The organism is Cloacibacterium rupense (genome assembly GCF_014645495.1).
GTDB classification, from domain to species: Bacteria; Bacteroidota; Bacteroidia; order Flavobacteriales; family Weeksellaceae; genus Cloacibacterium; species Cloacibacterium rupense.
Map to the genome: position 1 here is coordinate 94,918 of NZ_BMLV01000003.1, position 22,355 is coordinate 117,272.

Consider the following 22,355-nt stretch of genomic DNA (forward strand, 5'->3'; position numbering starts at 1 on the left):
ACAAAATATATGGCATCAGGATTTTTTGCAATATTAGATGATATAGCTGCTTTGATGGACGATGTAGCAATGACTACAAAACTCGCTACCAAAAAAACCGCAGGAATTTTAGGAGATGATTTGGCAGTAAATGCAGAAAAAGCAACTGGCTTTCTTTCTTCCAGAGAATTACCAGTACTTTGGGCAATTACCAAAGGTTCTTTCCTTAACAAACTCATTATCTTACCTATTATTTTCTTGCTCAATTGGTTATTTCCAGTTGCTATAAAAGTAATCTTGGTAATTGGCGGTTTATATCTAGCTTATGAAGGTGTAGAAAAAATAATAGAATATTTATTTCACAAAAACGAACACCATACTGACCACGAAGAAGCCTTAGATGTAATGGATGATCCTATAGTTGTAGAAAAAGCCAAAGTAAAATCTGCCATTACTACAGATTTCATTCTGTCATTAGAAATTGTGATTATTGCATTGAGTTCTGCCTTGGATAAACCTTTGATGCAACAAATTATAACTGTGACTTTAGTTTCCATTATTGCAACTGTAGGTGTTTACGGTATTGTAGCATTAATTGTAAGAATGGATGACGCTGGTTACAAACTTCAAAAAAAATCTAAAAAAGAAGGCGGATTTTTATTCTCTATTGGTCAAATGCTTATCAATTTATTGCCATGGGTTATTAAAATTTTAGGCTTTGTAGGAACTATAGCTCTAATTTTGGTAGCTGGGGGAATTTTCTTACACAATATAGAATATGTACATCATCTAACTGAAAATCTACCAACTCCTGCTATGGTTAATGAATTCGCAGCGGGAATTGTTGGTGGATTGTTGGCTGTAATTGTAATGACGATAATCAAAAAAATTATTTCATTGTTCAAAAAATGATAGAACACTGATGACACAGATTATACAGATTTTCACAGAAAACAAATCAAAAAAAATCAGCAAAAAATATTTAATCAGCGTTTTTTTGTACAAAAAAAATAATTTATGGATTTTAAACATTCAGAAATAACAGAAATAATTATTAAATCTTTTTATAAAGTTTATAATAAATTAGGTTATGGTTTTCTTGAAAAAGTTTATGAGAACGCAATGTATATTGAATTAAAAAACGAAGGATTATTTGTTGAAAAGCAAAAACCTATAAAAGTTTATTACAATAAGACAGAAGTAGGAAACTATTTTGCAGATTTAGTAGTTAATGAATGTATAATTGTTGAACTAAAAGCATCTGAATCTTTATGTGAAGAACATGAATTTCAATTGATTAATTATCTAAAAGCTACAGAAATTGAAATTGGCTTACTATTAAACTTTGGTAAAAAACCTGATTTCAAAAGAAAAATATTTACAAATAAATAAAAATCAGCGAAAACCTGCCTAATCAGCGTTTTTCCGTGTTCTATAAAAATATGAAACTATTCTTTGGCGAAATTTTTCCAATTGTAAAAATAAACGATGAAGAGCAACTACACATCGTGAAAGTTCTCCGTATGCGTGAAGGTGAAGAAATTTTCGTAACCGATGGAAAAGGAAATCTCGCCAAAGGAAATTTAGTTTTTGAAGGCAAGAAAGTAAATATTAACGTTACTGAAATTCAAGAATATTTCCCAAATCTCACAAGACAACTGCATATTGCGATTGCCCCTACAAAAAACATAGACAGAATAGAATTTTTTGTAGAAAAAGCTACAGAAATGGGTATTTCAGAAATTACCATTTTACAAACTGAAAAAACAGAACGAAAAAATCTAAATACTGATAAGTTAAGAAAACAAGCAATTGCAGCTTCTAAACAAAGTTTAAGATTCTTTTTTCCTAAAATTAATGATGTTACGAAATTATCAGATTTTATAAAAAACATTAATCCAGAAAGCACTTTTGTAGCACATTGCGATTCGTCATTTGAGCGGATTAGCCTTAATGAAATTCCAGAATTAGCAAATCCTACATTTTTAATTGGTCCTGAAGGAGATTTTTCTGAAAAAGAAATAAAAATGTTGGCAGAAAAAGGAATAAAAGCCGTTTCATTGGGCAGCCAAAGATTAAGAACCGAAACAGCTGGGGTTTTTGTAGCAGCTTGGAATTATTTTAAAACCTTTTAAAATCTCTCGCTGAATATATAAATTTGGTTGATTTTCACATAAAAAAATAAATTATAATCAACTAATTTACTTTCTCAAAAACCTCTCCAAAAGTTCCTCTCCGCTTCTGATAGAATTCACCGTCCATCTGATTTTCATTTCCAGTAATTTTTCTTCTGAAAGTTGGTAATCAATTCCAGATTTCATTAGCTTTTGCTTCAGTTCGTACATACAAATCGCAGCGGCAACTGACACATTAAAACTCTTTGTAAAACCATACATCGGGATTGCCAAAGTTTCATCTGCAAAATCTAGAATTTCATCAGAAACGCCTTCTAATTCTGTCCCGAAAACCAAAGCAATTGGTTCTTTAACTTCGTAATCGGGCAACATCGTGGCATTTTTTTCTGGAGAAACCGCCAAAATTCTGTAACCTCTAGATTTTATTTCCTTCAAAGAATCTAGATTATTTGGCATTTTTTCTACTTGCACCCAAGTTTCAGCACCTTTCGTTACTTTTAAATTGGGATTGAAAACGTTCTCTTCTTCTAGCGCAACCACGTGATGAAAACCGCAAGCTTCCACACTTCTCACAATCGCCGCAGCATTTCTAAACTGATAAACATCTTCCATCACAGGTAGCACAAAATCACTGCTTTCTTTAGAAAAATGCTCGATTTTGCTCAACCTTTCATCGGTGAGAAATTGTTTCAGGTAATCAAAAGTTTCTTGAAGTCTATCATTAGGAATCATGGTACAAAATTGCGAAATATTTTAGAAATTAACTTTAAATTTTTAACTTTAAACACTGAAAAAATCTAAATAAAAGTAAATTGTAAATGAAAAGAAAAGTCCTCATCATCTACACTGGCGGAACCATTGGCATGGAAAAAGATTATGAAACCGGAAGTTTAAGAGCTTTCGATTTCAATCACATTTTTAATAAAATCCCAGAAATGAATCTTTTGGAGTGCGAAATCTCTGTACACCAGTTTTCAGAACCGCTAGATTCTTCGGATGTAGGACCAGAAGAGTGGAAACAAATTGCAAAATTGATTGAAAAAAATTATGAGATTTTTGATGGTTTTCTCATTCTTCATGGCACAGATACTATGGCTTACACGGCTTCTGCACTTAGTTTTATGCTCAATAATCTAAAAAAACCAGTTATTTTGACAGGTTCACAGTTACCAATTGGAGATTTGAGAACAGATGCTAAAGAGAATTTATTAACCAGTCTATATTACGCAAGTTTATATGAAAACGATGAAGCGGTGGTGCAAGAAGTTGCGCTGTATTTTGAATATAAATTACTTAGAGGAAACCGTTGTTTGAAATATTCAGCCGAAAATTTTGATGCATTTATCAGCCCAAATTATCCTATTCTAGGGGAATCTGGAGTTCATTTGAAAGTAGAAGAATCTAGATTATTTAAAACCAATACAAATGATGATTTTTTCGCAGATTTACATTTAAGTGACCGTGTCTTTCTTTGGAGAATTTTCCCAGGAATTAATTTAGAAAACTTACCCGAAATCCCTAAAATTAAAGTATTAATTCTACAAGTTTTTGGTTCTGGAACTATTTTTAGCAGTCAAAAAACGGAAGAAATTTTACAGAAAATTAAAGACAACGGAACTGAAATCGTGGTGATTTCGCAGTGTATTTCAGGAGGCATTAGCCTTGGTAAGTACAATAATAGTAATATTTTCAAAAAAGTGGGAGCGATAAGTGGCGAAGATATTACCGCAGAAAGTGCATTAGCAAAAGCAATGCATTTGATAGACAACACTAGATACAAAGGAAGTTTCGGAGAAAATTTTTCTAAAAATCTTCGTGGTGAGATTTCCGAATTTGAATAAATAATTCTACCTTTGCCACCTGAAATAGAAAGGTGTCCGAGTGGTTGAAGGAGCTACCCTGGAAAGGTAGTATACGGGTAACTGTATCGAGGGTTCGAATCCCTTCCTTTCTGCAAAAAATTTAATTCCATCAAAATTTTGATGGATTTTTTATTGAAATCTCTTTAAATTTACTTCTGGATGTATTTCTTCTCCGGTTTCTAAATGTTGATAAAGATTAATGGCGAAATAATTTCCATTGAGTATTCCTCTTGCACCTAGCCCATTAAAAACATAGAAATTTTTATATCTTGAATGATTTCCAATAATTGGCCTTCTGTCTTTAACAGTAGGTCTAAAACCGAACTTAACATTAATCACATCAAAATCATTAGGATAAAATTCTGACAAAGCATTGGTGAGTTTTTCAACAGCAGAATCATCTATTTTGTGATGTATCTGGTCTCTATCATAAGTTCCACCGTAATAATATGTATTATCGATAAGAGGAAAAATAAAATGTTTCTTTTTGATGGTGAAATCCTCTTCTATCTTTTCAGAAAGTCTTACCTCTAAATGATGACCTTTATTAGGATTTACAGGAATATCAGAGAAAAAAGGATTGTCTTTAACGCCCATTCCTTCGGCAAAAATGATACTTTTAAACTGAATATCTTTATAGATAGATTTTTCGGTATTGATCATATTATAATTAAACTTTTCCTTAATCAAATGGTCATTTTGCTCTAAATAATTAATCAAATCAGTAAAAAAATCTCTAACATTTAACCTAGCAGATTGATTGACTAACCCACATTCAAAAGGATTTTTAACTGAATTAACTCTTAAAAAATCCTTAGATAAAAAAGAAATTTCATTAGATTTTTTGAGCCAAAGTTCTTTTTCTTTTTCATCATGAAAAACCCTTAGAATTGGTTTTTCTATCAAATAATTCTTATGGGTATAAACTTCTATTTCTGAGAGTGTTATCTTGAGTGCGTTTATTTGCTCTTGAGCCAACCAAAACGTAGTAAAACGCTTGAGAACTGCAGGATTTATAATGCCCGCGGAAACAAAAGATGCACTTCTTTTGCCCTCAGAAAAGAGATAAAAACTCTTTTTGTTCTTGATGAGTTGATGTGCAAAAAATAGAGCAGCATAGCCATCTCCAACAATTATATAATCTACGTTTTTCATAAAATTTAAATAAAAAAACCTAAGTACAAATATACTTAGGTTTTTGTTTATATAAGATATAAGGTTTTATTAATAATTCCACATATCGTTTTCCATTTCTAGAATTTGAGCTTTTATTCTCTCACTTTCTTCTAATTGTTCTTCTGCATCGTGAGGAATATAATCACTTATTTTACCAGTACCTAGACCGTTATCTGATTTATAAATGATAGAAGAGAATCTTCTTGCATTTAAAACATCATCATAAGTGATATCAGACGAAAGGTTTTTACCGTTGAAAACAATTTGGTTTGCCAAAACTTCTCTAGCATCTGGATAAAATACCCAGAAAAGATCGATTAACTCATCTTTATTTCCTAGCATTTGTCCATCTGCGGTTCTTTCAGCCATCATAAGAGGATCTGGCCCCATAGCAGCGATACCTAGAAGTCTGTACTTCATTTGACCATCTCTTCTATCTACGTACCACATTCCTTTAATTTTAAGAAGTTTTACTTTTTCTGTGGTAGTTTCTATAATATCTGTACCAGCCTTAATATCTTCTGGAGTTATTTTTTCACCAGAGTTTTTCTTATCAATTAACCAAGGTGTTTCAACAGTTACTTTTAATCTCTGCTGAATTTGTTCTGGCGATAGCTTAGTAGTAAACATTTCATCGTCATAAACCTCTTTGATTTTACCATTATTGATATTCTCTAACAGTATTTGATAAAGAGACTTATTAGAAGTTACTAGACCATCTGCATTATGATAAAAAGGTTGATTGATTTTTTCATTCATATCAATGATTTCCCAGACTACCATACTTCTAAGCACGTCTTTGTCATCAATAAACCCATAATCAATAGGTTTATTTTTAACAGACACTAAAGAATCTCCTACTTTTATCTTCAGCATATCTCTATACTTTCTATAAGTAGATGGCGATTTAGCATTTAGAATATTAAGTGAGTTAATAGGCTCATCATTTTCTTCTAAACTTTCTGTAGCAACAGGTGTAGTAACCACAGGTGTTGGTTCTACCACAGCTGCAGGCTCAGCTGGTGCTGCTTTTGCTTTTTTTGTAGTTTTAGCTTTAGTTGACTTTCTTTTGGTAGTCTTTTTCTTTGCCTGTGCATCTACCGAAAGAAAACTCAATGCTAATAGAAATATTACAATCTTTTTCATTTGAAATGATGATATTATAGTATTATAACTAAATTATTGTACATTTATTACAATTGGACTAATTTTTTTCAGGGTCTGTCCACCTAATCCTGATGCTGTCGCTTGAATATCTGCCACATAAACAATGTCACCAGAACGTAATCCTTTTACCATACTTGCAACAGAACTCATAGAGTTACCATTAACTAACATTGCTGCTCTACCAGGAACTTTGAATTTGAAACTAGTTACAGTAAACGTAACAGGGAAATCAAATTCAGGAATTGCCGCAGAAATTGTTTGGTTAGGGATTGAACTTGCTGGCATATTTAACACGTTTTCATTTCTGATTTGTCCTTGTGGAGGTGGTACATTTTTAATTCTAAAGTCAAATTTCTGAGAAATTACTTTTCCTTTAGGATCTTTTCCAGAAATAGTAAGTGCAACGGTATTACCACTACCTGGAGTAACAGTCCATTTACCTCTACCACCTGAAACTGATGCACCTGGTGCAGAAAGAGTAAGGCCTGAAGTATCTGCTCCTAAAATAGAACCCGTAATTGGGTTAGCTACACCTCTATAAAGTACATTCATTTTATCAGCAGATAGCAATGCTCCTTCTTGAGCTTTAAGAGCTTCTTTACCAGAAACTACATTATATGTAAATTTATATGGCATAGTAACTGTCTTACCTTTATCACCAAGGAATGAAATATTACCTCCAATTGTATGCTCTCCTAAATCACCACCAAGATTTAAAACACCTTGACCATTTACCACTTGAGCATTATCAATTCTAAGACCTGGTAAAGTACTTGCATAAGTACCAATAAGTACTTTTGCAGTAGCAGATTCCCCTTGTTGAATAGCAGTAGGACCAGCAACTATTGCTTCATAAGCATTAAATTGGATATCAGCATCTACTTTTTCTTTTAACATTAAAGAAAGAGCATCTGATTGTAGATTTCTTACTTCTGATTGTATTACTTCCAAATTAGATAATGCAGCTATTAATGGTTGGTTATAAAATTTATATTGAAGCCATGTTTTACCTTGTTTTTTGTATTTAGAACCGTCTGCTGATAAATTCTTTTTAGCTCTATCAACTACTGATTTTAAATCTTCACTTGAAGAAAAATTCTGTACAATGTAGTCTTTTAAACTAGACATTTTTGATAGTAATTCCTTTGAAGTTGGTGAAGGTAATTCTGCATCACCACCATTAAAAAATTTATTAGTACCCGCTTCAGTATTATTTAAAGATGAAAAATTCTCTTCTACATCTTCCGTACCATCTATATAACCTGCATTTTTCTTTAGGTCATTTTTAATATCTTCAATAAAATCTACTAAATCATTAGCCTTTGATTCCATTCCTGAATATTGTGTCTTTGCAATACCAAAAGTTTCAGGAGAATTATTAGCCTTTTCAGTTAAAGTTTGTAAAAAAATCTTATTTTTATCTTGAGCTAAAGTTCTCGAATCTGTTAAAGATTGATTGGTATCTTGATATGATCTAATGATTTCTTGGTCTATCTGCATTGCAAGCATAGCAATGAATACAAGATACATCAAGTTAATCATTTTCTGACGGGGTGATAATTTTCCTTTTGCCATTTTAATTCTTTTTGTTGAATAAAGTTTTTAATTAATTAAAATATTAAAGAAAATTAAGCTTTCATTGCAGAAAGCATTCCGCCATAAACTCTATTTAAGTTATTTAAGTTAGAAGTAAGACCTGCTAATTCTTCGTTGAATTTTTCAGATTGTTCTGCAGATTTCTGGATATCTTCTACATATTTTTTACTAAATTCAGATTGTTGCCTGCCATGCTCTAGCTGAAGAGAGTATAAAGCATTCATACTTTCTAAATGACTAGCAGCCAAAGTCAGTTGATCATTATATTTAGTAGTAGCAGCAGATACATCTACAGTACTATTAATTTGCTCTACAGATGCAGAAAACTTGTCAATCCCTGATTTTAATCTTTCAAATAAAGAAACATCTAGCTTAGCATCTTCTAGCATTTTATCTAATTTTTCTGAAAGCGTAACATCTAATTCTGAAGTTTGTACACTTGCTATTTTTCTTGGCTTAGCCTCTGCATTAGCATCTAATAATTCTGGATATACATTTTCCCAAGCGTAATTAGACTCTTCTTTCGGAACATCAAATGCAAAAATCACGAAAATTATAGCTTCGGTAATCAAACCAATTGCAAGCACTACTGTACCTGTTAATGGCCCGATATGCCAGTGATTTAATTTGAATAATGCTCCTAAAATTACGATTGCAGCACCAATTGAATAAACAAAATTTAATTTAGCGTCTTTAGTCTTAAACATGTCTTTGAATTTTTTTTAATTATAGTCTTATATTTTTACTTAGTTTTTTTATTTACTAGACCTTCTTAGTCTAGCAGAACCTGCAGGTACATCTTGAATGGTTCTAAAACCAATGTAGCTTCTAGCAGAATCTTTTCTTTCCCAATCTCTGTAACCTGTCATTAGTACATAACCTACATCTTTCCAAGAGCCACCTCTAACTGTTTTTCTAGGCTCTCTATATGCTTGATTAGACAAATAAGGATTGAGAGTAGATGAGAATTGATAGGTTGAATTACTGTATGGAGATTCTGTCCATTCAGAAACATTACCAGCCATGTTATACAACCCGAAACCATTTTTGTGGAAGGTTTTTACTGGAGCAGTATATGGATAAGTGCCTTTTTTCTCATCTTCTATATAGTTACCTCTTTTAGGTTTGAAATTAGCCAGATAACAGCCTCTATCATCTGTAAGATATGGTCCGCCCCATGGATAAGTAGCATTTTCCATACCACCTCTAGCAGCATATTCCCATTCTGCTTCTGTTGGAAGTCTAAATTTCATTGGACTTTCTCCTCTCTTTTTACCAGATTTTACATAGTCTCTTTTGGCTTTTGTTTTATAATCACAAAAAGCTCTTGCTTGATCCCAAGTAACACCAACTACAGGATAATCTTTATAAGCTTTGTGCCAAAAATATCTATCAAAAAGTGGTTCATTATAGGCATAGTTAAAGTCTTTAACCCAAACCGTAGTATCAGGATATACTGCAATACTTTCTTTTTTAAGATATTGCACCCCTCTATTTTTATCTTTTACTGCTGAAGCAATATCTTCCCATTGATAAGAGTACATGAGTTTTCCATTATCAAGAAGTCTTTCATTGTTGATTCTTCTATCTGGAGCAATGTACATAGATTCTAAAACCTCTGCGTATTTTTCATCTGGATATTGTGAGGTTTTCCAATATAATGGAGTTTTCCAATCTAGTTTTTTGGCATCTGTGTACCCACCTCTATCTCCTTGTGATTCTAAGAATTTTTGGTAAGCAGTAGTATTTTCTCCAGCCTTTTTAGCAAGATATGCATATCTACCTATTCCTTCTTCACTGGCTGCATCGCCAGCAGCTTCGGCTAATAGAGTTCTTGCAATAGAGTCTCTTACATAATTTACGAAAAGTCTATATTCGGAGTTTGTTACTTCTGTTTCATCCATAAAGAAAGAAGAAACGGTAACTGTTTTAAGCGGAGCTTTTTCAGGGGTTCCAGAAAAATCTACGTCAGCAAGTCCCATTACAAAAGACCCACCAGGGATAGCAACCATACCATATGGTCTTTGCGCTACAAATGAGCTTTTGCTTTCTTTAGGCACCAACTCCCCTCTAGAATCTGGCTTCCCTGAACTTGTTTTCCCCCTTGAACAAGAGACTACAAAAGATGCTGCAAGCATCACTAGAAACATTCTTTTCATTATCAAATTCAAATTTAGCGGTAAATATATATATTTTTTTTTAACAAATCTTTAAGATTTATTAGAAACGCTAGTTTTTATTAATTATTTTACAAAAAATTAATTTTTTATTCAACTGTAACAGATTTTGCCAAATTTCTAGGCTGGTCTACATTAGCTCCTCTATAAACAGCTATGTAATAAGCCATTAGCTGAAGTGGTATAGATGCTACAATTGGAGAAAAACACTCTGAAGTTTCAGGAATTTCGATGACATAGTCTGCCATAGACGAAACTTGCTCATCACCGTAATTTACAACAGCTATTACCTTCCCTTTTCTAGCTTTTATTTCTTGAACATTACTTACAATTTTGTCATAATGTCCTTTTTTAGGTGCAATAATTACTATAGGCATATTCTCATCAATTAAAGCGATAGGTCCATGCTTCATTTCTGCGGCAGGATAGCCTTCTGCATGGATATAAGAAATTTCTTTTAATTTAAGAGCTCCTTCTAAAGCTGCAGGGAAATTAAATCCTCTACCAAGATATAAGAAATTGGTTGCACTAACAAAATCTTTAGAGATTTTTTTAACGTATTCATGAGTAGAATTGAGAACATCTTCTACTTTTTTTGGAATATTATCAAGTTCAGTAATTAAATTCATGAACTCAGCATTACTAAGGTTTCCGTTATGTTTGCCTAATTTAAGTGCAATTAAAGAAAGTATAGTTAATTGTGCCGTAAATGCTTTGGTAGAAGCCACTCCTATCTCAGGGCCAGCGTGAGTGTAAGAACCTGCATCAGAATATCTAGAAATAGAAGAATCTACAACATTACAAATTCCGTAGATAAACGCCCCTTTTTCTTTAGCTAATTTAATAGCAGCCATTGTGTCTGCTGTCTCTCCAGATTGCGAAATAGCAATTACAACATCTTTATTGGTAATTATAGGATTTCTGTATCTAAATTCTGAAGCATATTCTACTTCTACTGGTATTCTAGCAAATTCTTCTATTAGATACTCCCCTATTAAACCAGCATGCCAAGAAGTACCACAAGCTATAATGATTATTCTTTCTGCTTTGTTTATTCTCTCGAGGTGGTCCCAAATTCCGGCCATTTTTATAATGCCTTCATTTACAAGAAGCCTACCTCTTAAAGTATCTTGAATAGATTTTGGTTGCTCGAAGATTTCCTTAAGCATAAAATGTTCATACCCTCCTTTTTCTATTTGCTCAAGACTTAATTTAAGCTCTTGAATGGCTGGTACTATTTTTTCATTTTCTTTGATGCTTCTTATATCTACTCCATTTTCTAATGACAAAGTGGCCATATGACCATCTTCTAGATAAACTGCTTCCTTGGTAAATTCTACAAAAGGAGAAGCATCTGAAGCTATAAAATATTCATTATTTCCAAGGCCAATAGCAAGTGGTGAGCCTAATCTACCAACCACCAAAACACCAGGATAATCTTTGTGCATCACAGTAATGGCATAAGCTCCGTACACTTCATTCAATGCTACTCTTACTGCAGAAGTAAAATCAAGATTCTGAGTGTCAGCTACGTATTGTATAAGATTCACCAAGACTTCGGTATCTGTTTCTGATGAAAAAGTGAAACCTTTACTTAGTAACATCGTTTTAATGGTGTCATAATTTTCAATAATACCATTATGAACAATTGCTATTTTACCATCATTAGATATGTGTGGGTGAGAGTTTCTATCACTAGGAACACCATGAGTAGCCCATCTTGTATGCCCCATACCTACATGAAATTTACCTTTTAAATCTTCAGAGATTTGAACTAGGTCTGAAACCTTACCTTTGGTTTTTTTAAAATTGAAATTATTATTAGTAGTATCTTCTAAAACGATACCAGCACTATCATAACCACGGTATTCTAATCTTCTAAGGCCATTAATTACAATGTCATAAGCATCTTGAAATCCTGTATATCCTACAATTCCACACATAGTTTTTGAATTATTTGTTTGAATAAATTACTTTTAGTTGCGCCCTATTATTATACTGTGGATCAGTTAAGGCTATATCAGAACCTACTAAAACTATTCTATTAGGGGTATAAGCTCTTGTCGTATAATCAAACCCTAATAAACCTGATGAACCTGTGGTTGAACTGGTTGTTCTAAAACTTCCCACTTCTAACACCAAGGGATTTTTTTCTAGATAATCATCAGATTCATTTTTTATTACATTGGTAACGGTTTGAGTAATATCAATTTCATAGTAAGCTGGATTTTTATCCAAATCAACTGGCTTTACCATGGTATATGCTGTACTATATTTAAAAGCTGTTAAATCTGCTAAAAAATCATCAGCTCCTTTCAATGAAGCCACAAAAGAGGTAGGCTTTTCGTAACTGCTAGTCCAAACTGATGAATCTGTATATAATTTAACTTTTACAGACATAATACCTACCTTTTTATTGTTGTATAAATCTTTAAGATTAGCTATTGTAGAAGCTGGAATTTTAATTTCAGTACCAGGACCTCCCATTCCTTGTAAATATAGCTTTTTATCGCCTTTAATTGTATTAATATTGGATATTGCAGAACTGAAATCAGATGACCTAGCGTATTGTATCTGGTTGAAATGTACGTTGGTAGAAGCTAAGTCTAAAGAGTAGGTAGAATTAGTTCTGGTAGTTGTATTATTCTCAGTCTTATCATATTTATAGTATATAATTGCGCTTAAGCCATTTGGGTCAAAACTCATCATATATCCATCATTCTCATCTACAGAAATTCTTAAACCTTTAAAATGTCTAATAAAACTTGCTGCATCTGAAAGTTCAAAAGAACCTTTTTTATCAATAATTTTTTGTTGAAAAAAATCAGCATCTAATGGGATTCTCAATCCTACTTCTCTACTAAAAAGTTCAGAATTGTCAGAATCTTTAGTAATTTTTATTGCGGTAAGGTTTCCATTAAAACTTTTGGTCCCTAAAGAAGCTCCCAAAGCCACTTGCTTATCAGAATAAAACTTAGTATCAGTAGAATTTAAAAACTCATTTACTTCATCTACTCTTATGGTGAAAGATGTTTGACCGTTTAGTTTTGCTTTACCATATTTTTTCACTGGATAGTTGGTAACTACTTTTTTAGCAGGAACACTACCATCTGGATAAACATAATTCTCATCAGTTGTTGTTTTAATAGAGTCTGCAGCCGTTTGATAGACAGGCTTCATCACAAGAACCACAGAATCTACTTTTGGATTTGCACCAAAATCAGGATTATAATTGGTCAATCTAACTTGTGTAACATATGAAGATTTCTGCATTCCAAAATTAGGCTCATTAAAAGCACCTAAAGTAGCACTTGCAATACGACTATTGCTGGTCTGAATAGAATCATTATGAAATAAATTGTATGCAACCACATCATAGCTAGCTTCTGTACCTACAGCCGTTCCATTTTGAAAGAACTGGGTTCCCAATTCATCTGCTTCTGGGTCACAACTAATTAATAAGACTGTACCTATTGAAAGCGCAAAAAATACCTTAATGATATTCTTAAAATCTTTTATCATTTATAAATTTTAATTTTTTTTTAAATTCGATTAATATACTTCGTTGATGGATTCGCCACTTACGTAGTCAAATTTTTTAGAAGTAGAATTTTCGAAAGCTTTTTCTAATTGACTTTCTAAAAACTCATCACCTTTTATCACTACATCTACCAAATCCATACTTTCTGTTACGAAATTAAGGAAGGTAGGATTCTCTAATGCTTTTAATTCTTTAATATTATCAAACTCTAATTTTTCAATTATAGTATGATCAAATTGAGCATCTTTCTCATTGTACACAGAAAGTACAATTTTAGTATCATTGAAATAAGAATCAGTCTTGTAAAAACTTTTCAAATAAATCGGAATAAATGAAGACATCCATCCATTAATGTGAATAACATCTGGTACCCAATTTAATTTTTTGATGGTTTCTATTACTCCTCTTGCAAAGAAAATAGCGCGCTCATCATTATCAGAAAAAGGATTTCCTTCTTCATCAAAATAATATAATTTTCTTTTAAAGTACTCTTCATTGTCTATAAAATAAACTTGAAGTCTTTCTCCTGGCAAAGAGGCCACTTTTATGATAAGAGGCTGGTCTAGATCATTGATAATGATATTCATTCCAGAAAGCCTAATAACTTCATGCAACTGAAACTTTCTTTCACTAATTACTCCAAATCTAGGCATAAAAACTCTTACGTCATTGCCTTCTTGGTGCATTTTAAGTGCCATTTTGTTCACCATCATCGCCATATTACTATCTTCCTGATAAGGGAACATCTCTGTGGTGACGTATAAAATCTTTTGATTCGGCATAATATAATTTTCTTCTATAATACAAAGACGGTTAATTATGCAAAAATACAAAAAATTATACGAATTCTTTTTAATTAACAAATTTTTATAATTTTACAGAAAATACTACTCCTATGAAAATTCTAAGAAACAAAAAAACATTAGTAGATTACATTGAGAGACACAGAGAAATGGGCAAAAAAATTGGCTTTGCTCCTACTATGGGTGCATTACACCTTGGCCATATTTCATTGTACGAACAGGCAAAAAAAGAAAATGACGAAGTAATTTCTTCCATATTCATTAATCCTACACAATTTAACAATCCTGAGGATTTTGAAAATTACCCTCAAACTCTAGAAGACGATCTTAAACTGCTTGAAAAAACAGGTGTAGATGCAGTATATGTACCAAAAGCTTTTGACATATATCCCGAAGGCTTAAAAAGCAAGCATTATGATTTTGATGGATTGGATAATGAAATGGAAGGCAAATACAGACCTGGGCATTTCGATGGTGTAGGTACTGTAGTAGAAGAACTACTGAGACAAGTACAGCCTCACAATGCGTATTTCGGAGAAAAAGATTACCAACAGCTCGCCATAATCAAAAAAATGGTCGAAAAAACAAAGTTGCCTGTAAAAATTCATGGTGTACCAACCCTGAGAGAGAACAGCGGATTGGCGATGAGCTCTAGAAACCTAAGATTAACCGAAAAACAAAGAAAAGAAGCCACCATTATCTACGAAACTTTATTAAAAGTTAAAGAATGGTTCAAGGTTTTATCGGTAAAAGAAATTAAAGAACGTGTAGAAAAAATATTTAAAGAGTCTAATTTTGAGTTAGAATATTTTATCATTGCTGACGAAAAAACCCTAAAAGAGACCGACTTCTTTCATAAGGATAAAAGCTACAGAGCTTTTATTGTAGCATACGCAGGCGAAGTAAGGTTAATAGATAATATGCACTTAAACTAAGGATTAAAATTTTCTCAAAAAAAATAAAAAGCCTTCAAGGAACACTTGAAGGCTTTTAAACACCAAATCACAAAATATTAATATGAAAAAATTTACTTTCGTAAATTTGTGACCTGGCTGGGATTCGAACCCAGGACCCATACATTAAAAGTGTATTGCTCTACCAGCTGAGCTACCAGGTCTAGAAATTTATAATTTCTTAGATTTTATTTTTGCTTTCGTGCCTACGACTGGACTCGAACCAGCACATCCATAGGAAACCACCCCCTCAAGATGGCGTGTCTACCAATTTCACCACGTAGGCAAAAAAAATCCGTAGTGCTACGGAATTTACTTGTGACCTGGCTGGGATTCGAACCCAGGACCCATACATTAAAAGTGTATTGCTCTACCAGCTGAGCTACCAGGTCTTGATAGCGTTTCCGCTAAAAGTGGTGCAAAGATAAGGCTTTTTTTAAAATCTCAAAACTTTTTACGAAATTTGTATAAAATAAAATTATGAAAATTACTTTAGTAGGCTACATGGGCACAGGCAAATCGCACATTTCCAACATATTGAGCAATAAATTAAATTTTAAACTTTTTGACCTCGATAAAGAGATTTCTAAAAAATATGAACTAAGTATTGCAGAAATTTTCAAAAATCATGGCGAAATATTCTTCAGAAAGTCAGAAAAAGAAACTTTAGACGAAATTCTTTCTTCTAATGAGTCTATAATTCTTAGCGTAGGTGGTGGCACTCCCGTATATTATGATAATATGGAGCGTATCAATGAGAAAAGCATAAGTATTTATCTAAGAACTAGTGTATCTACCTTATCTGAAAGGTTGAAAAAAAACAAAGAAAAGAGGCCTCTCATTGCAAAAATTGCTGATGAAGATCTCCCCGAGTTTATCGCAAAACATCTTTTTGAAAGAAATCCTTTTTATGCTAAAGCTCTCTACATTGTAGATACTGACAAAAAAAACGCAGAAGAAATTGCCGAAGAAATTATTCAGATTGCTCTATGTCATCCGTAAAAAACAAATCCCAATCCTCTTCTGACATAGAGGAAGAAGTATCTGCATCTACGAAATCATCCATATCTCTTCGGTCTTTTTTAGTAGGTCTTCCTTCTCCTTTTTGTCTGTAATAATCCTGAGACATTCTTCTAATTTTTAGAATTTCGTATTGTTCTTTGTCTGTTAAATCTGTAATATGCAGAGGTACCAGTTTAGCACCTATTCTACTTTTGGGAATTTGTAAAACTTTTATTTTATAGTCTATCTGGTTTCTTCTAATTTTAATTACATCACCTTCTTTTACTTCTTTAGAAGATTTTACAGGGTTTTCGCCTATAGAAACTCTATTTTTTTTAATCTCTTCTGCGGCTATATTTCTTGTCTTATAAAATCTAATACTCCATAAAAATTTATCAATTCTCATAATTTATTTATACTTTTGCAGTTATTGAAATATTAAAGCAATATTAAACAAACTAATCTAAAGGATAATAAAGATTATGAAAAAAATATTTTTGTTTCTAGCAATAGCTTCATTAGCCATTACTTCTTGTAGAAAAGATGATAACGAAAGTACAACTGAAGAAGTAAGCATAGAAACACAAAATTCTTATGATGACGAGGCAATAAAACAATTCTTAAAAGACAATTACTTTGACGCAAGAGGAAACATAATAGCTTTTAGCAGTACCATTACCACAGATGATAATGAAAAACCACTTGCTGACTACAACCCTGTAACGCTACCTTCTGGTGTAGTATATATTAGCAGATACATTCCTACCAATGGTAAAACAATAGCTTCTAATGATGTCTTAAGAATAATGCAAAGAAGCAATACATACGTAGCAGTAAAAGCGACTGATGGAAAGATAAAATTTGATTCTCAATATTCTTTTAGAAACACAGTAGATGCTACAGGAACACCTGAAGTAGACCCAGCTTATTATTATGTAAAAAATTCTGTTTTAACTAGTGATACTTATAAAGATAAAACAAGAAGTTATTTTGAAATTGAAGGTTTGCAAGAAGGTTTAAAATATTTTAAAAGTACTGAAGTTGCAGACAGTGACAACTATAACATGCAAGGAGTAATCATTGTTCCTTCTAGAGCTGCTTTTGCTAGAGATGATCATTTTGCATACTCATCATACGCATTTAGAAATAGAAGTTTTGTATTTACATTTCAAGTTTACAAGACAGACACCAGAACACCAGCACAAGACTAATTTTAGTAGAAACTACTCAAAAACTTGAGTTAGTATTGCCAAAGATTTTGGTGTATGAAAATCAGGGAAATGTATTTTATAATAGAATATAATAGAATCTAGAAGTATTTTTCTAGATTCTTTTTTTATCTTTTGTGGAGTGAATTTTTCTTCTAAAACCATTCTCCAAATTAAAGAAACTTCATCATTCGGCCCATTTTCTTCAGAAAACTTTTGAAACTCTGCTTTTTCAATATTTAAAAAATTACCGTCTTGTAATAATGGAGATATTCCAAATATCTTGAGAAGCCTAATAAGAAAGGTATAATGTGCAGAAGTGTCTCCATCAGAAATAAGCAACTTCATCTCTTTTATTTCTTGATACAACAGAGTATTAGCCTGTTCATTTCTAAGAACTTGATGTAAAAAATCTGACACAAAAAATGCTAATGAAGATACTTTAACATTGTATTCTGGTAAAATATCATCTAAACATTCTATTTTACTCACCAAATGTAAATCTGATATTTTTTTTTTATCAACTACTGTAATTAATAATTCATTTAAAGGAGCTAAATAAGCTTTTTTCTTATTTTTAGCAGAATAAACTCCTTTCAAAAAAAAAGATTGAAATCCGTTTTCTAGAGTAAAACAATGCAGAACCGCATCATTTTCCCCGTATTTAAAGTATGATAAAAGAAAACCCGAGAATTTATTCATTTAGTTGACTACTGCTATTTTTGCAGTAGCTTTATCGGTGGCATCTTCGTTAGTCATCAAAACATAATAGATACCTGAAGCTACTCTTATTCCTCGTTGATTATTCAAATTCCATTCATAATATCCACCTCTAGCAACTGCACTATGCACTACATTACCAGCAGCATCTGTAATTCTGATATTTGTTTTTTCGGCAAGACCTATAATTTTTACATTTCCTCTATATTGTGCAGTAATAACAGGATTAGGATAAACTTTCACATCACCAAAATTAGAAGTCACATTTACTACATCTCCTTGATAGACCACCACCCCTTCATTGGTAGCAAAATATACTTTTCCTGTTTTAGAATCAACCTTAATTCCTGTTATATTGTCATTTGGCAAAGGAGAGTTATTTTCAGTAAAATGATTAATTGTAGTCTCACCATTAGAACTAAGATAAAAAACACCTCCACCCTCTACTGAAACCCATTTTTGATTACCTGAGTCTACTTCTATTTCTAATATTTTTGAATCTTTAAAAAGTTCTTCATTAATCCCATTTTGTGAAATAATAACAGGTTCTACCTTTACATCTTTATTTCCGATAGAGCCAGAAGCATTTGGCAAGATTCTTAAGCCTAGATAGGTACCAATCCAAAGATCATCATTCAAATCCATAGTTGCACAAATTACACCATCAGATGGTAACTCATTACTTGTTTTAAGGGCTAAAGAAGTGTCATCGCCGGTCTGTCCTGGTGTATTATTATATTTATACCCTACAAGCGCTCCACCTTGTACATTAGGAGAAGGAATCCATAGAATACCACCCTTCGATGTTAATGTATTTACTCTGGCACTATTAAAAACACTAATTAGCCCAAAATCATCTGCACTTGCATTATAATAATAATAACCTATAGACAAAGAAGTTGGATTACTAGGATTAGCGTCTGCAAAGGCTACATTACAAAATAATTGATTATTTTCATCAAAATGTAAACTTACAGGTCTTCTATAAAAAGCATTCACATCGTTTTTGGCATACGCTTTCACAAAAGAGTTTTTGTTCATTTTATAAATACCTTGCTCTCCTTTTCTTGTAGAGTAATTAGTAAAAAAGACTTCGTCTTTATTTGCTGGATTGGGCATTACATCTATTACATTCCAAATAAAAGTAGAATTTCTAAAATAATCAGGGTAATTCCATTTTGTCCCATCATAATGATAATAACCATATCCTGAATAAACAGGAAGATTAAACTCACTAACTCCACCAGATGATATCCAAATATTATCATTAAAAAGTGACACTTTTTTGGAAACATTAGAATAAGGTCCATCTGGTTTATAGGAATTTTTAGATTCATCAAAGACCCCAGAAAATTTAGAGCCAGAATATAGTTTATTACTTACTATATAGGCTGTATTTAGTTCTTCACCCGCATCAAAAGTTTTTTGTAAACTACCAGACAAATTATAAACATACACTTTGGTTTGGTCTGTCACTACAATGTTTTGAGATTGCACCTTTATGTCTTTTACTTTTACAAAAGTATCTGCAATAGTGGTTAAAGAATTAATGTTTGCGCCATAAAATACTTTAGTTGTATTAGCAAGTACAAAAATAGAATTTGAATCTATTTGATTATAGTTTCCAGCAGTAGTATTCCAAGAACTGAAAACAGAAAATGTTACATTTAGAGGATGACTTTTAATACCCGAACTCGTAACAGAATATACAACATCATCTTTAATTACAGATTCTAAAGCACTTACATAACTAGTTCCAGTAAGAAAAAAACATGTATCCCCAAATTCTTTCTTGTTCAAATCAAAAATTGAAACACCATATCCTACAGAAATCACTGCTTTATCTCCATTTATAGAGATATGATTAATCACTTTACTACCTGTATAACTCTGCGAAAGTGGAATATCTACTACATAGGTTACCCCATCTTCAGTTACTACATCTAAGTTCCCAGATTTATATCCAATTAGAGCAATCTTGGTATCAGGATTATAGTCAAATGCAGAAATTTTCACTTCGTGAAGTCCGTTTGCTTTTGATAATTTTGTGATTTCCCCAGAAACGGTATCATAATAGAAAACTCCATTTTCTGTAGCTGCTATTATTTTTCCGTTGCTTTCTTTAAATGCCAATACATTGTTATAAGAGAACAAATCACTCCACTTGCTACTACTTTGCGTTTGTGCAAATGAACAAACTGTAACCCAAAATAATACTACCGAAAAAAGTTTTTTCATATAAAAAGATTTACTGTTTTTAAAAAATTATATTCAATCGCTATCTATTTATATAATGTTTTCAGCAAAACAGAAATCGCGATTTCATAACTTTTAAACTAAGATTCTATCATCTATAACTTGATTGTTCCAAGAAATATTTTTCACCGATTTATTTTTATCAAAATAAAAATCTATTTGACCTAAAAGTAACCCTGCAAAACCAACTTGGTTTACCAAAACTTTTTTACCACTTTTATTCGTAAAATTCTGTGGTTCTGGCAAAAAAGTATGAGTGTGACCTCCCAAAATTAAATCAATATTATCAGTTTTTGCAGCCAAAATTTTATCTGAAATTTTATTCGGTTCGTCTCTATAATCATAACCAATGTGCGATAAACAAATCACCAAATCACATTTTTTATCTTTTCTTAAAAAATCTGCATATTGTTGTGCAATTTCTATAGGATCTAGATATTTGGTTTCTTTGTATTGTTTTTTGCCTACCAAACCGTCTAGCTCTATTCCTACAGCAAAAATTCCTACTTTAATTCCTTCTTTATTGAAAATTCTGTATTTCTCAGTTTTACCATCTAAAATGGTGTTGCTAAAATCATAATTAGAAGTAATAAAAGGAAATTTAGCATTGGGTAAAACCTTCAAAAAACCTTCTAAACCATTATCAAAATCGTGATTTCCCATGGTAGAAGCATCATAACCCATCATAGACATCAGTTTAAATTCTAATTCGCCTCCATAAAAATTAAAATATGGTGTCCCTTGGAAAATATCACCAGAATCTAGCAAAAGAACATTTTTTTCTTGGTTTCTAATCTGCTGAATAAGTGTTGCTCTTCTTGCAAAACCACCTTTATTGGCATTTCTACCATCCGAAGCATCAAAAGGTTCTATCCTGCTATGCTGATCGTTGGTATGTAAAATGGTTAATTTATATTCAGAATTTTGGTTTAAAATTCTACTACTTTCGGCAAAAACCAAATTGGGAGCTAAAGTAAGCGCCAAAGTTCCGCCACTTATTGTTTTTAAAAAATTCTTTCTATTCATTTGTTTTGCCTATAAAATTTAAACGAGTTTCTGTAGAAGCTTTTATTTCTGGGGTTTTCTTAAAATATTCCATAAAAACATCTCTCATTTTCAAACCTGTATTAATAACTTCACCTTTAGAGAAAAACTTCATATTATCGCCGCCTAAAGCCAAATAATCTGAAGTAGCAATATAATAAGTTTTATTTACATCAACTTTTTCTCCATTAATAAGTGCGTTTTTCAAAGATTTACCTTGGGTTTCTATGTAAAGATGAGAAACTGGATTATTTTTTTCGTTTTGAGCATAATAATCAAACATACCTTCTAAATCCGAACCTTTCATTTTTACCAAAACAATTTCGTTCTCGAAAGGCATTACTTCAAAAACATTTTTCACCAAAATATCTCCAGCTCCAATTACGGCTCTAATTCCGCCAATATTAATTACCGCAGCATCAACATTGGGTATATTATTTTTAGAAGCCCAATCTTTAGCTCCTTCATAGGTGAAATCTGCCAAAAGATTTCCTAGATTGCTATTGTTTCCTTTTTTATTAAGTTCTACCGAAGTATGAGAAACTTTGGTATTCATTTCATTTTCCAGTCTATCTTTATAAGGTTTTATAAAATTTACATAATCTGCATTATCCTTAATTTCACTGGTAATACTGGTATTTTTATGAGGCTGCACTTGCGCAACTTGCAACGTACTTTTACACGCCGAAAGAGACAAAGTAGCAATTGCCAACAACCAAAATTTATTTTTCATAAC

At 32.1% G+C, this 22,355-nt stretch carries 21 protein-coding genes and 4 tRNA genes; 8 read left to right on the forward strand and 17 right to left on the reverse strand.

Annotated features, from left to right (window positions below; all coding sequences use genetic code 11):
• Positions 1 to 9 precede the first annotated feature (9 nt).
• The 3 genes from IEW40_RS08060 to IEW40_RS08070 all read left to right on the forward strand — a co-directional run bounded on the left by IEW40_RS08060 (position 10) and on the right by IEW40_RS08070 (position 2,114).
• Positions 10 to 891, forward strand: coding sequence for a DUF808 family protein (locus IEW40_RS08060; RefSeq protein ID WP_188617590.1), 882 nt, complete (start codon positions 10 to 12; stop codon positions 889 to 891).
• A gap of 105 nt (positions 892 to 996) precedes the next feature.
• Positions 997 to 1,371, forward strand: coding sequence for a GxxExxY protein (locus IEW40_RS08065; RefSeq protein ID WP_188617591.1), 375 nt, complete (start codon positions 997 to 999; stop codon positions 1,369 to 1,371).
• Between the two features lie 50 nt (positions 1,372 to 1,421).
• On the forward strand, positions 1,422 to 2,114 hold the full coding sequence (locus tag IEW40_RS08070) for an RsmE family RNA methyltransferase (protein WP_188617592.1): 693 nt from the start codon (positions 1,422 to 1,424) through the stop codon (positions 2,112 to 2,114).
• Positions 2,115 to 2,180: 66 nt separating this feature from the next.
• On the opposite strand, the gene IEW40_RS08075 is transcribed toward IEW40_RS08070, so the two are convergent.
• Positions 2,181 to 2,846, reverse strand: coding sequence for a TrmH family RNA methyltransferase (locus tag IEW40_RS08075; RefSeq protein ID WP_188617593.1), 666 nt, complete (start codon positions 2,844 to 2,846; stop codon positions 2,181 to 2,183).
• 86 nt (positions 2,847 to 2,932) lie between these two features.
• Here IEW40_RS08075 and IEW40_RS08080 point away from each other — a divergent pair, with 86 nt between their 5' ends.
• Both IEW40_RS08080 and IEW40_RS08085 read left to right on the forward strand, forming a co-directional pair.
• The gene (locus IEW40_RS08080) at positions 2,933 to 3,955 is read left to right on the forward strand and encodes an asparaginase (protein WP_188617594.1); all 1,023 of its coding nucleotides are present in this window, start codon (positions 2,933 to 2,935) and stop codon (positions 3,953 to 3,955) included.
• 26 nt (positions 3,956 to 3,981) lie between these two features.
• Positions 3,982 to 4,068: transfer RNA gene (locus IEW40_RS08085), tRNA-Ser, on the forward strand.
• Between the two features lie 37 nt (positions 4,069 to 4,105).
• Here IEW40_RS08085 and IEW40_RS08090 read toward each other — a convergent pair.
• The 8 genes from IEW40_RS08090 to IEW40_RS08125 all read right to left on the reverse strand — a co-directional run bounded on the left by IEW40_RS08090 (position 4,106) and on the right by IEW40_RS08125 (position 14,415).
• Entirely contained in the window at positions 4,106 to 5,131 is a 1,026-nt protein-coding gene (locus IEW40_RS08090; RefSeq protein ID WP_188617595.1) for an NAD(P)/FAD-dependent oxidoreductase, read from the reverse strand.
• A 69-nt stretch (positions 5,132 to 5,200) separates the two neighbouring features.
• Positions 5,201 to 6,298, reverse strand: coding sequence for a type IX secretion system ring subunit PorN/GldN (porN, locus tag IEW40_RS08095; RefSeq protein ID WP_188617596.1), 1,098 nt, complete (start codon positions 6,296 to 6,298; stop codon positions 5,201 to 5,203).
• Positions 6,299 to 6,331: 33 nt separating this feature from the next.
• Positions 6,332 to 7,894: a type IX secretion system motor protein PorM/GldM gene (gene porM / locus IEW40_RS08100; RefSeq protein ID WP_188617597.1), complete on the reverse strand. Its 1,563-nt coding sequence runs from the start codon at positions 7,892 to 7,894 to the stop codon at positions 6,332 to 6,334.
• Positions 7,895 to 7,947: 53 nt separating this feature from the next.
• A complete protein-coding gene (gene porL, locus IEW40_RS08105) occupies positions 7,948 to 8,622 on the reverse strand; it encodes a type IX secretion system motor protein PorL/GldL (RefSeq protein ID WP_188617598.1) in 675 nt (224 codons plus the stop codon).
• A gap of 48 nt (positions 8,623 to 8,670) precedes the next feature.
• Positions 8,671 to 10,074: a T9SS ring complex lipoprotein PorK/GldK gene (porK, locus tag IEW40_RS08110; RefSeq protein ID WP_188617599.1), complete on the reverse strand. Its 1,404-nt coding sequence runs from the start codon at positions 10,072 to 10,074 to the stop codon at positions 8,671 to 8,673.
• 107 nt (positions 10,075 to 10,181) lie between these two features.
• Positions 10,182 to 12,035, reverse strand: coding sequence for a glutamine--fructose-6-phosphate transaminase (isomerizing) (gene glmS / locus IEW40_RS08115; protein WP_188617600.1), 1,854 nt, complete (start codon positions 12,033 to 12,035; stop codon positions 10,182 to 10,184).
• 10 nt (positions 12,036 to 12,045) lie between these two features.
• The gene (locus IEW40_RS08120) at positions 12,046 to 13,614 is read right to left on the reverse strand and encodes a DUF4270 domain-containing protein (RefSeq protein ID WP_188617601.1); all 1,569 of its coding nucleotides are present in this window, start codon (positions 13,612 to 13,614) and stop codon (positions 12,046 to 12,048) included.
• 30 nt (positions 13,615 to 13,644) lie between these two features.
• Complete coding sequence (locus IEW40_RS08125) at positions 13,645 to 14,415, reverse strand: glycogen/starch synthase (RefSeq protein WP_188617602.1); 771 nt, start codon at positions 14,413 to 14,415, stop codon at positions 13,645 to 13,647.
• A gap of 113 nt (positions 14,416 to 14,528) precedes the next feature.
• On the opposite strand from IEW40_RS08125, the gene panC reads away from it, so the two are divergent.
• The gene (panC, locus tag IEW40_RS08130; protein WP_188617603.1) at positions 14,529 to 15,371 is read left to right on the forward strand and encodes a pantoate--beta-alanine ligase; all 843 of its coding nucleotides are present in this window, start codon (positions 14,529 to 14,531) and stop codon (positions 15,369 to 15,371) included.
• A gap of 109 nt (positions 15,372 to 15,480) precedes the next feature.
• Here panC and IEW40_RS08135 read toward each other — a convergent pair.
• The 3 genes from IEW40_RS08135 to IEW40_RS08145 form a co-directional block, all read right to left on the reverse strand.
• Positions 15,481 to 15,553 (reverse strand) — tRNA-Lys (locus IEW40_RS08135).
• 39 nt (positions 15,554 to 15,592) lie between these two features.
• A tRNA-Leu gene (locus IEW40_RS08140) sits at positions 15,593 to 15,675 on the reverse strand.
• Positions 15,676 to 15,708: 33 nt separating this feature from the next.
• Positions 15,709 to 15,781 (reverse strand) — tRNA-Lys (locus IEW40_RS08145).
• An 88-nt stretch (positions 15,782 to 15,869) separates the two neighbouring features.
• Here IEW40_RS08145 and IEW40_RS08150 point away from each other — a divergent pair.
• Positions 15,870 to 16,391: a shikimate kinase gene (locus tag IEW40_RS08150; protein WP_188617604.1), complete on the forward strand. Its 522-nt coding sequence runs from the start codon at positions 15,870 to 15,872 to the stop codon at positions 16,389 to 16,391.
• Here IEW40_RS08150 and IEW40_RS08155 read toward each other — a convergent pair.
• The gene (locus tag IEW40_RS08155) at positions 16,363 to 16,797 is read right to left on the reverse strand and encodes an RNA-binding S4 domain-containing protein (RefSeq protein ID WP_188617605.1); all 435 of its coding nucleotides are present in this window, start codon (positions 16,795 to 16,797) and stop codon (positions 16,363 to 16,365) included. The genes IEW40_RS08150 and IEW40_RS08155 overlap by 29 nt on opposite strands.
• 76 nt (positions 16,798 to 16,873) lie before the next feature.
• Between IEW40_RS08155 and IEW40_RS08160 the strand changes: the two genes are divergently transcribed.
• Positions 16,874 to 17,602: a hypothetical protein gene (locus tag IEW40_RS08160; RefSeq protein WP_188617606.1), complete on the forward strand. Its 729-nt coding sequence runs from the start codon at positions 16,874 to 16,876 to the stop codon at positions 17,600 to 17,602.
• A 12-nt stretch (positions 17,603 to 17,614) separates the two neighbouring features.
• Here the strand turns inward: IEW40_RS08160 and recO are convergent, their stop codons facing one another.
• The 4 genes from recO to IEW40_RS08180 form a co-directional block, all read right to left on the reverse strand.
• Complete coding sequence (gene recO, locus IEW40_RS08165; protein ID WP_188617607.1) at positions 17,615 to 18,301, reverse strand: DNA repair protein RecO; 687 nt, start codon at positions 18,299 to 18,301, stop codon at positions 17,615 to 17,617.
• Positions 18,302 to 20,557, reverse strand: a complete 2,256-nt coding sequence (gene porZ, locus IEW40_RS08170) for a type IX secretion system anionic LPS delivery protein PorZ (protein ID WP_188617608.1) — start codon at positions 20,555 to 20,557, stop codon at positions 18,302 to 18,304.
• A gap of 93 nt (positions 20,558 to 20,650) precedes the next feature.
• Entirely contained in the window at positions 20,651 to 21,601 is a 951-nt protein-coding gene (locus tag IEW40_RS08175) for a bifunctional metallophosphatase/5'-nucleotidase (RefSeq protein WP_188617609.1), read from the reverse strand.
• Positions 21,594 to 22,352: a 5'-nucleotidase C-terminal domain-containing protein gene (locus IEW40_RS08180; RefSeq protein ID WP_188617610.1), complete on the reverse strand. Its 759-nt coding sequence runs from the start codon at positions 22,350 to 22,352 to the stop codon at positions 21,594 to 21,596. The genes IEW40_RS08175 and IEW40_RS08180 overlap by 8 nt, the downstream gene beginning before the upstream one ends.
• Between the last annotated feature and the right edge of the window lie 3 nt (positions 22,353 to 22,355).

What these genes read in the sequence shown, in the direction of transcription:
- IEW40_RS08180 (WP_188617610.1), bottom strand. Translation starts at nt 22,352, where the DNA reads ATGAAAAATAAATTTTGGTTGTTGGCAATTGCTACTTTGTCTCTTTCG.
- IEW40_RS08090 (WP_188617595.1), bottom strand. Translation starts at nt 5,131, where the DNA reads ATGAAAAACGTAGATTATATAATTGTTGGAGATGGCTATGCTGCTCTA.
- IEW40_RS08070 (WP_188617592.1), top strand. Translation starts at nt 1,422, where the DNA reads ATGAAACTATTCTTTGGCGAAATTTTTCCAATTGTAAAAATAAACGAT.
- recO (WP_188617607.1), bottom strand. Translation starts at nt 18,301, where the DNA reads ATGAATAAATTCTCGGGTTTTCTTTTATCATACTTTAAATACGGGGAA.
- IEW40_RS08125 (WP_188617602.1), bottom strand. Translation starts at nt 14,415, where the DNA reads ATGCCGAATCAAAAGATTTTATACGTCACCACAGAGATGTTCCCTTAT.
- IEW40_RS08175 (WP_188617609.1), bottom strand. Translation starts at nt 21,601, where the DNA reads ATGAATAGAAAGAATTTTTTAAAAACAATAAGTGGCGGAACTTTGGCG.
- porK (WP_188617599.1), bottom strand. Translation starts at nt 10,074, where the DNA reads ATGAAAAGAATGTTTCTAGTGATGCTTGCAGCATCTTTTGTAGTCTCT.
- IEW40_RS08155 (WP_188617605.1), bottom strand. Translation starts at nt 16,797, where the DNA reads ATGAGAATTGATAAATTTTTATGGAGTATTAGATTTTATAAGACAAGA.
- panC (WP_188617603.1), top strand. Translation starts at nt 14,529, where the DNA reads ATGAAAATTCTAAGAAACAAAAAAACATTAGTAGATTACATTGAGAGA.
- IEW40_RS08150 (WP_188617604.1), top strand. Translation starts at nt 15,870, where the DNA reads ATGAAAATTACTTTAGTAGGCTACATGGGCACAGGCAAATCGCACATT.
- porZ (WP_188617608.1), bottom strand. Translation starts at nt 20,557, where the DNA reads ATGAAAAAACTTTTTTCGGTAGTATTATTTTGGGTTACAGTTTGTTCA.
- porM (WP_188617597.1), bottom strand. Translation starts at nt 7,894, where the DNA reads ATGGCAAAAGGAAAATTATCACCCCGTCAGAAAATGATTAACTTGATG.
- IEW40_RS08120 (WP_188617601.1), bottom strand. Translation starts at nt 13,614, where the DNA reads ATGATAAAAGATTTTAAGAATATCATTAAGGTATTTTTTGCGCTTTCA.
- IEW40_RS08075 (WP_188617593.1), bottom strand. Translation starts at nt 2,846, where the DNA reads ATGATTCCTAATGATAGACTTCAAGAAACTTTTGATTACCTGAAACAA.
- porN (WP_188617596.1), bottom strand. Translation starts at nt 6,298, where the DNA reads ATGAAAAAGATTGTAATATTTCTATTAGCATTGAGTTTTCTTTCGGTA.
- IEW40_RS08060 (WP_188617590.1), top strand. Translation starts at nt 10, where the DNA reads ATGGCATCAGGATTTTTTGCAATATTAGATGATATAGCTGCTTTGATG.
- IEW40_RS08065 (WP_188617591.1), top strand. Translation starts at nt 997, where the DNA reads ATGGATTTTAAACATTCAGAAATAACAGAAATAATTATTAAATCTTTT.
- porL (WP_188617598.1), bottom strand. Translation starts at nt 8,622, where the DNA reads ATGTTTAAGACTAAAGACGCTAAATTAAATTTTGTTTATTCAATTGGT.
- glmS (WP_188617600.1), bottom strand. Translation starts at nt 12,035, where the DNA reads ATGTGTGGAATTGTAGGATATACAGGATTTCAAGATGCTTATGACATT.
- IEW40_RS08080 (WP_188617594.1), top strand. Translation starts at nt 2,933, where the DNA reads ATGAAAAGAAAAGTCCTCATCATCTACACTGGCGGAACCATTGGCATG.
- IEW40_RS08160 (WP_188617606.1), top strand. Translation starts at nt 16,874, where the DNA reads ATGAAAAAAATATTTTTGTTTCTAGCAATAGCTTCATTAGCCATTACT.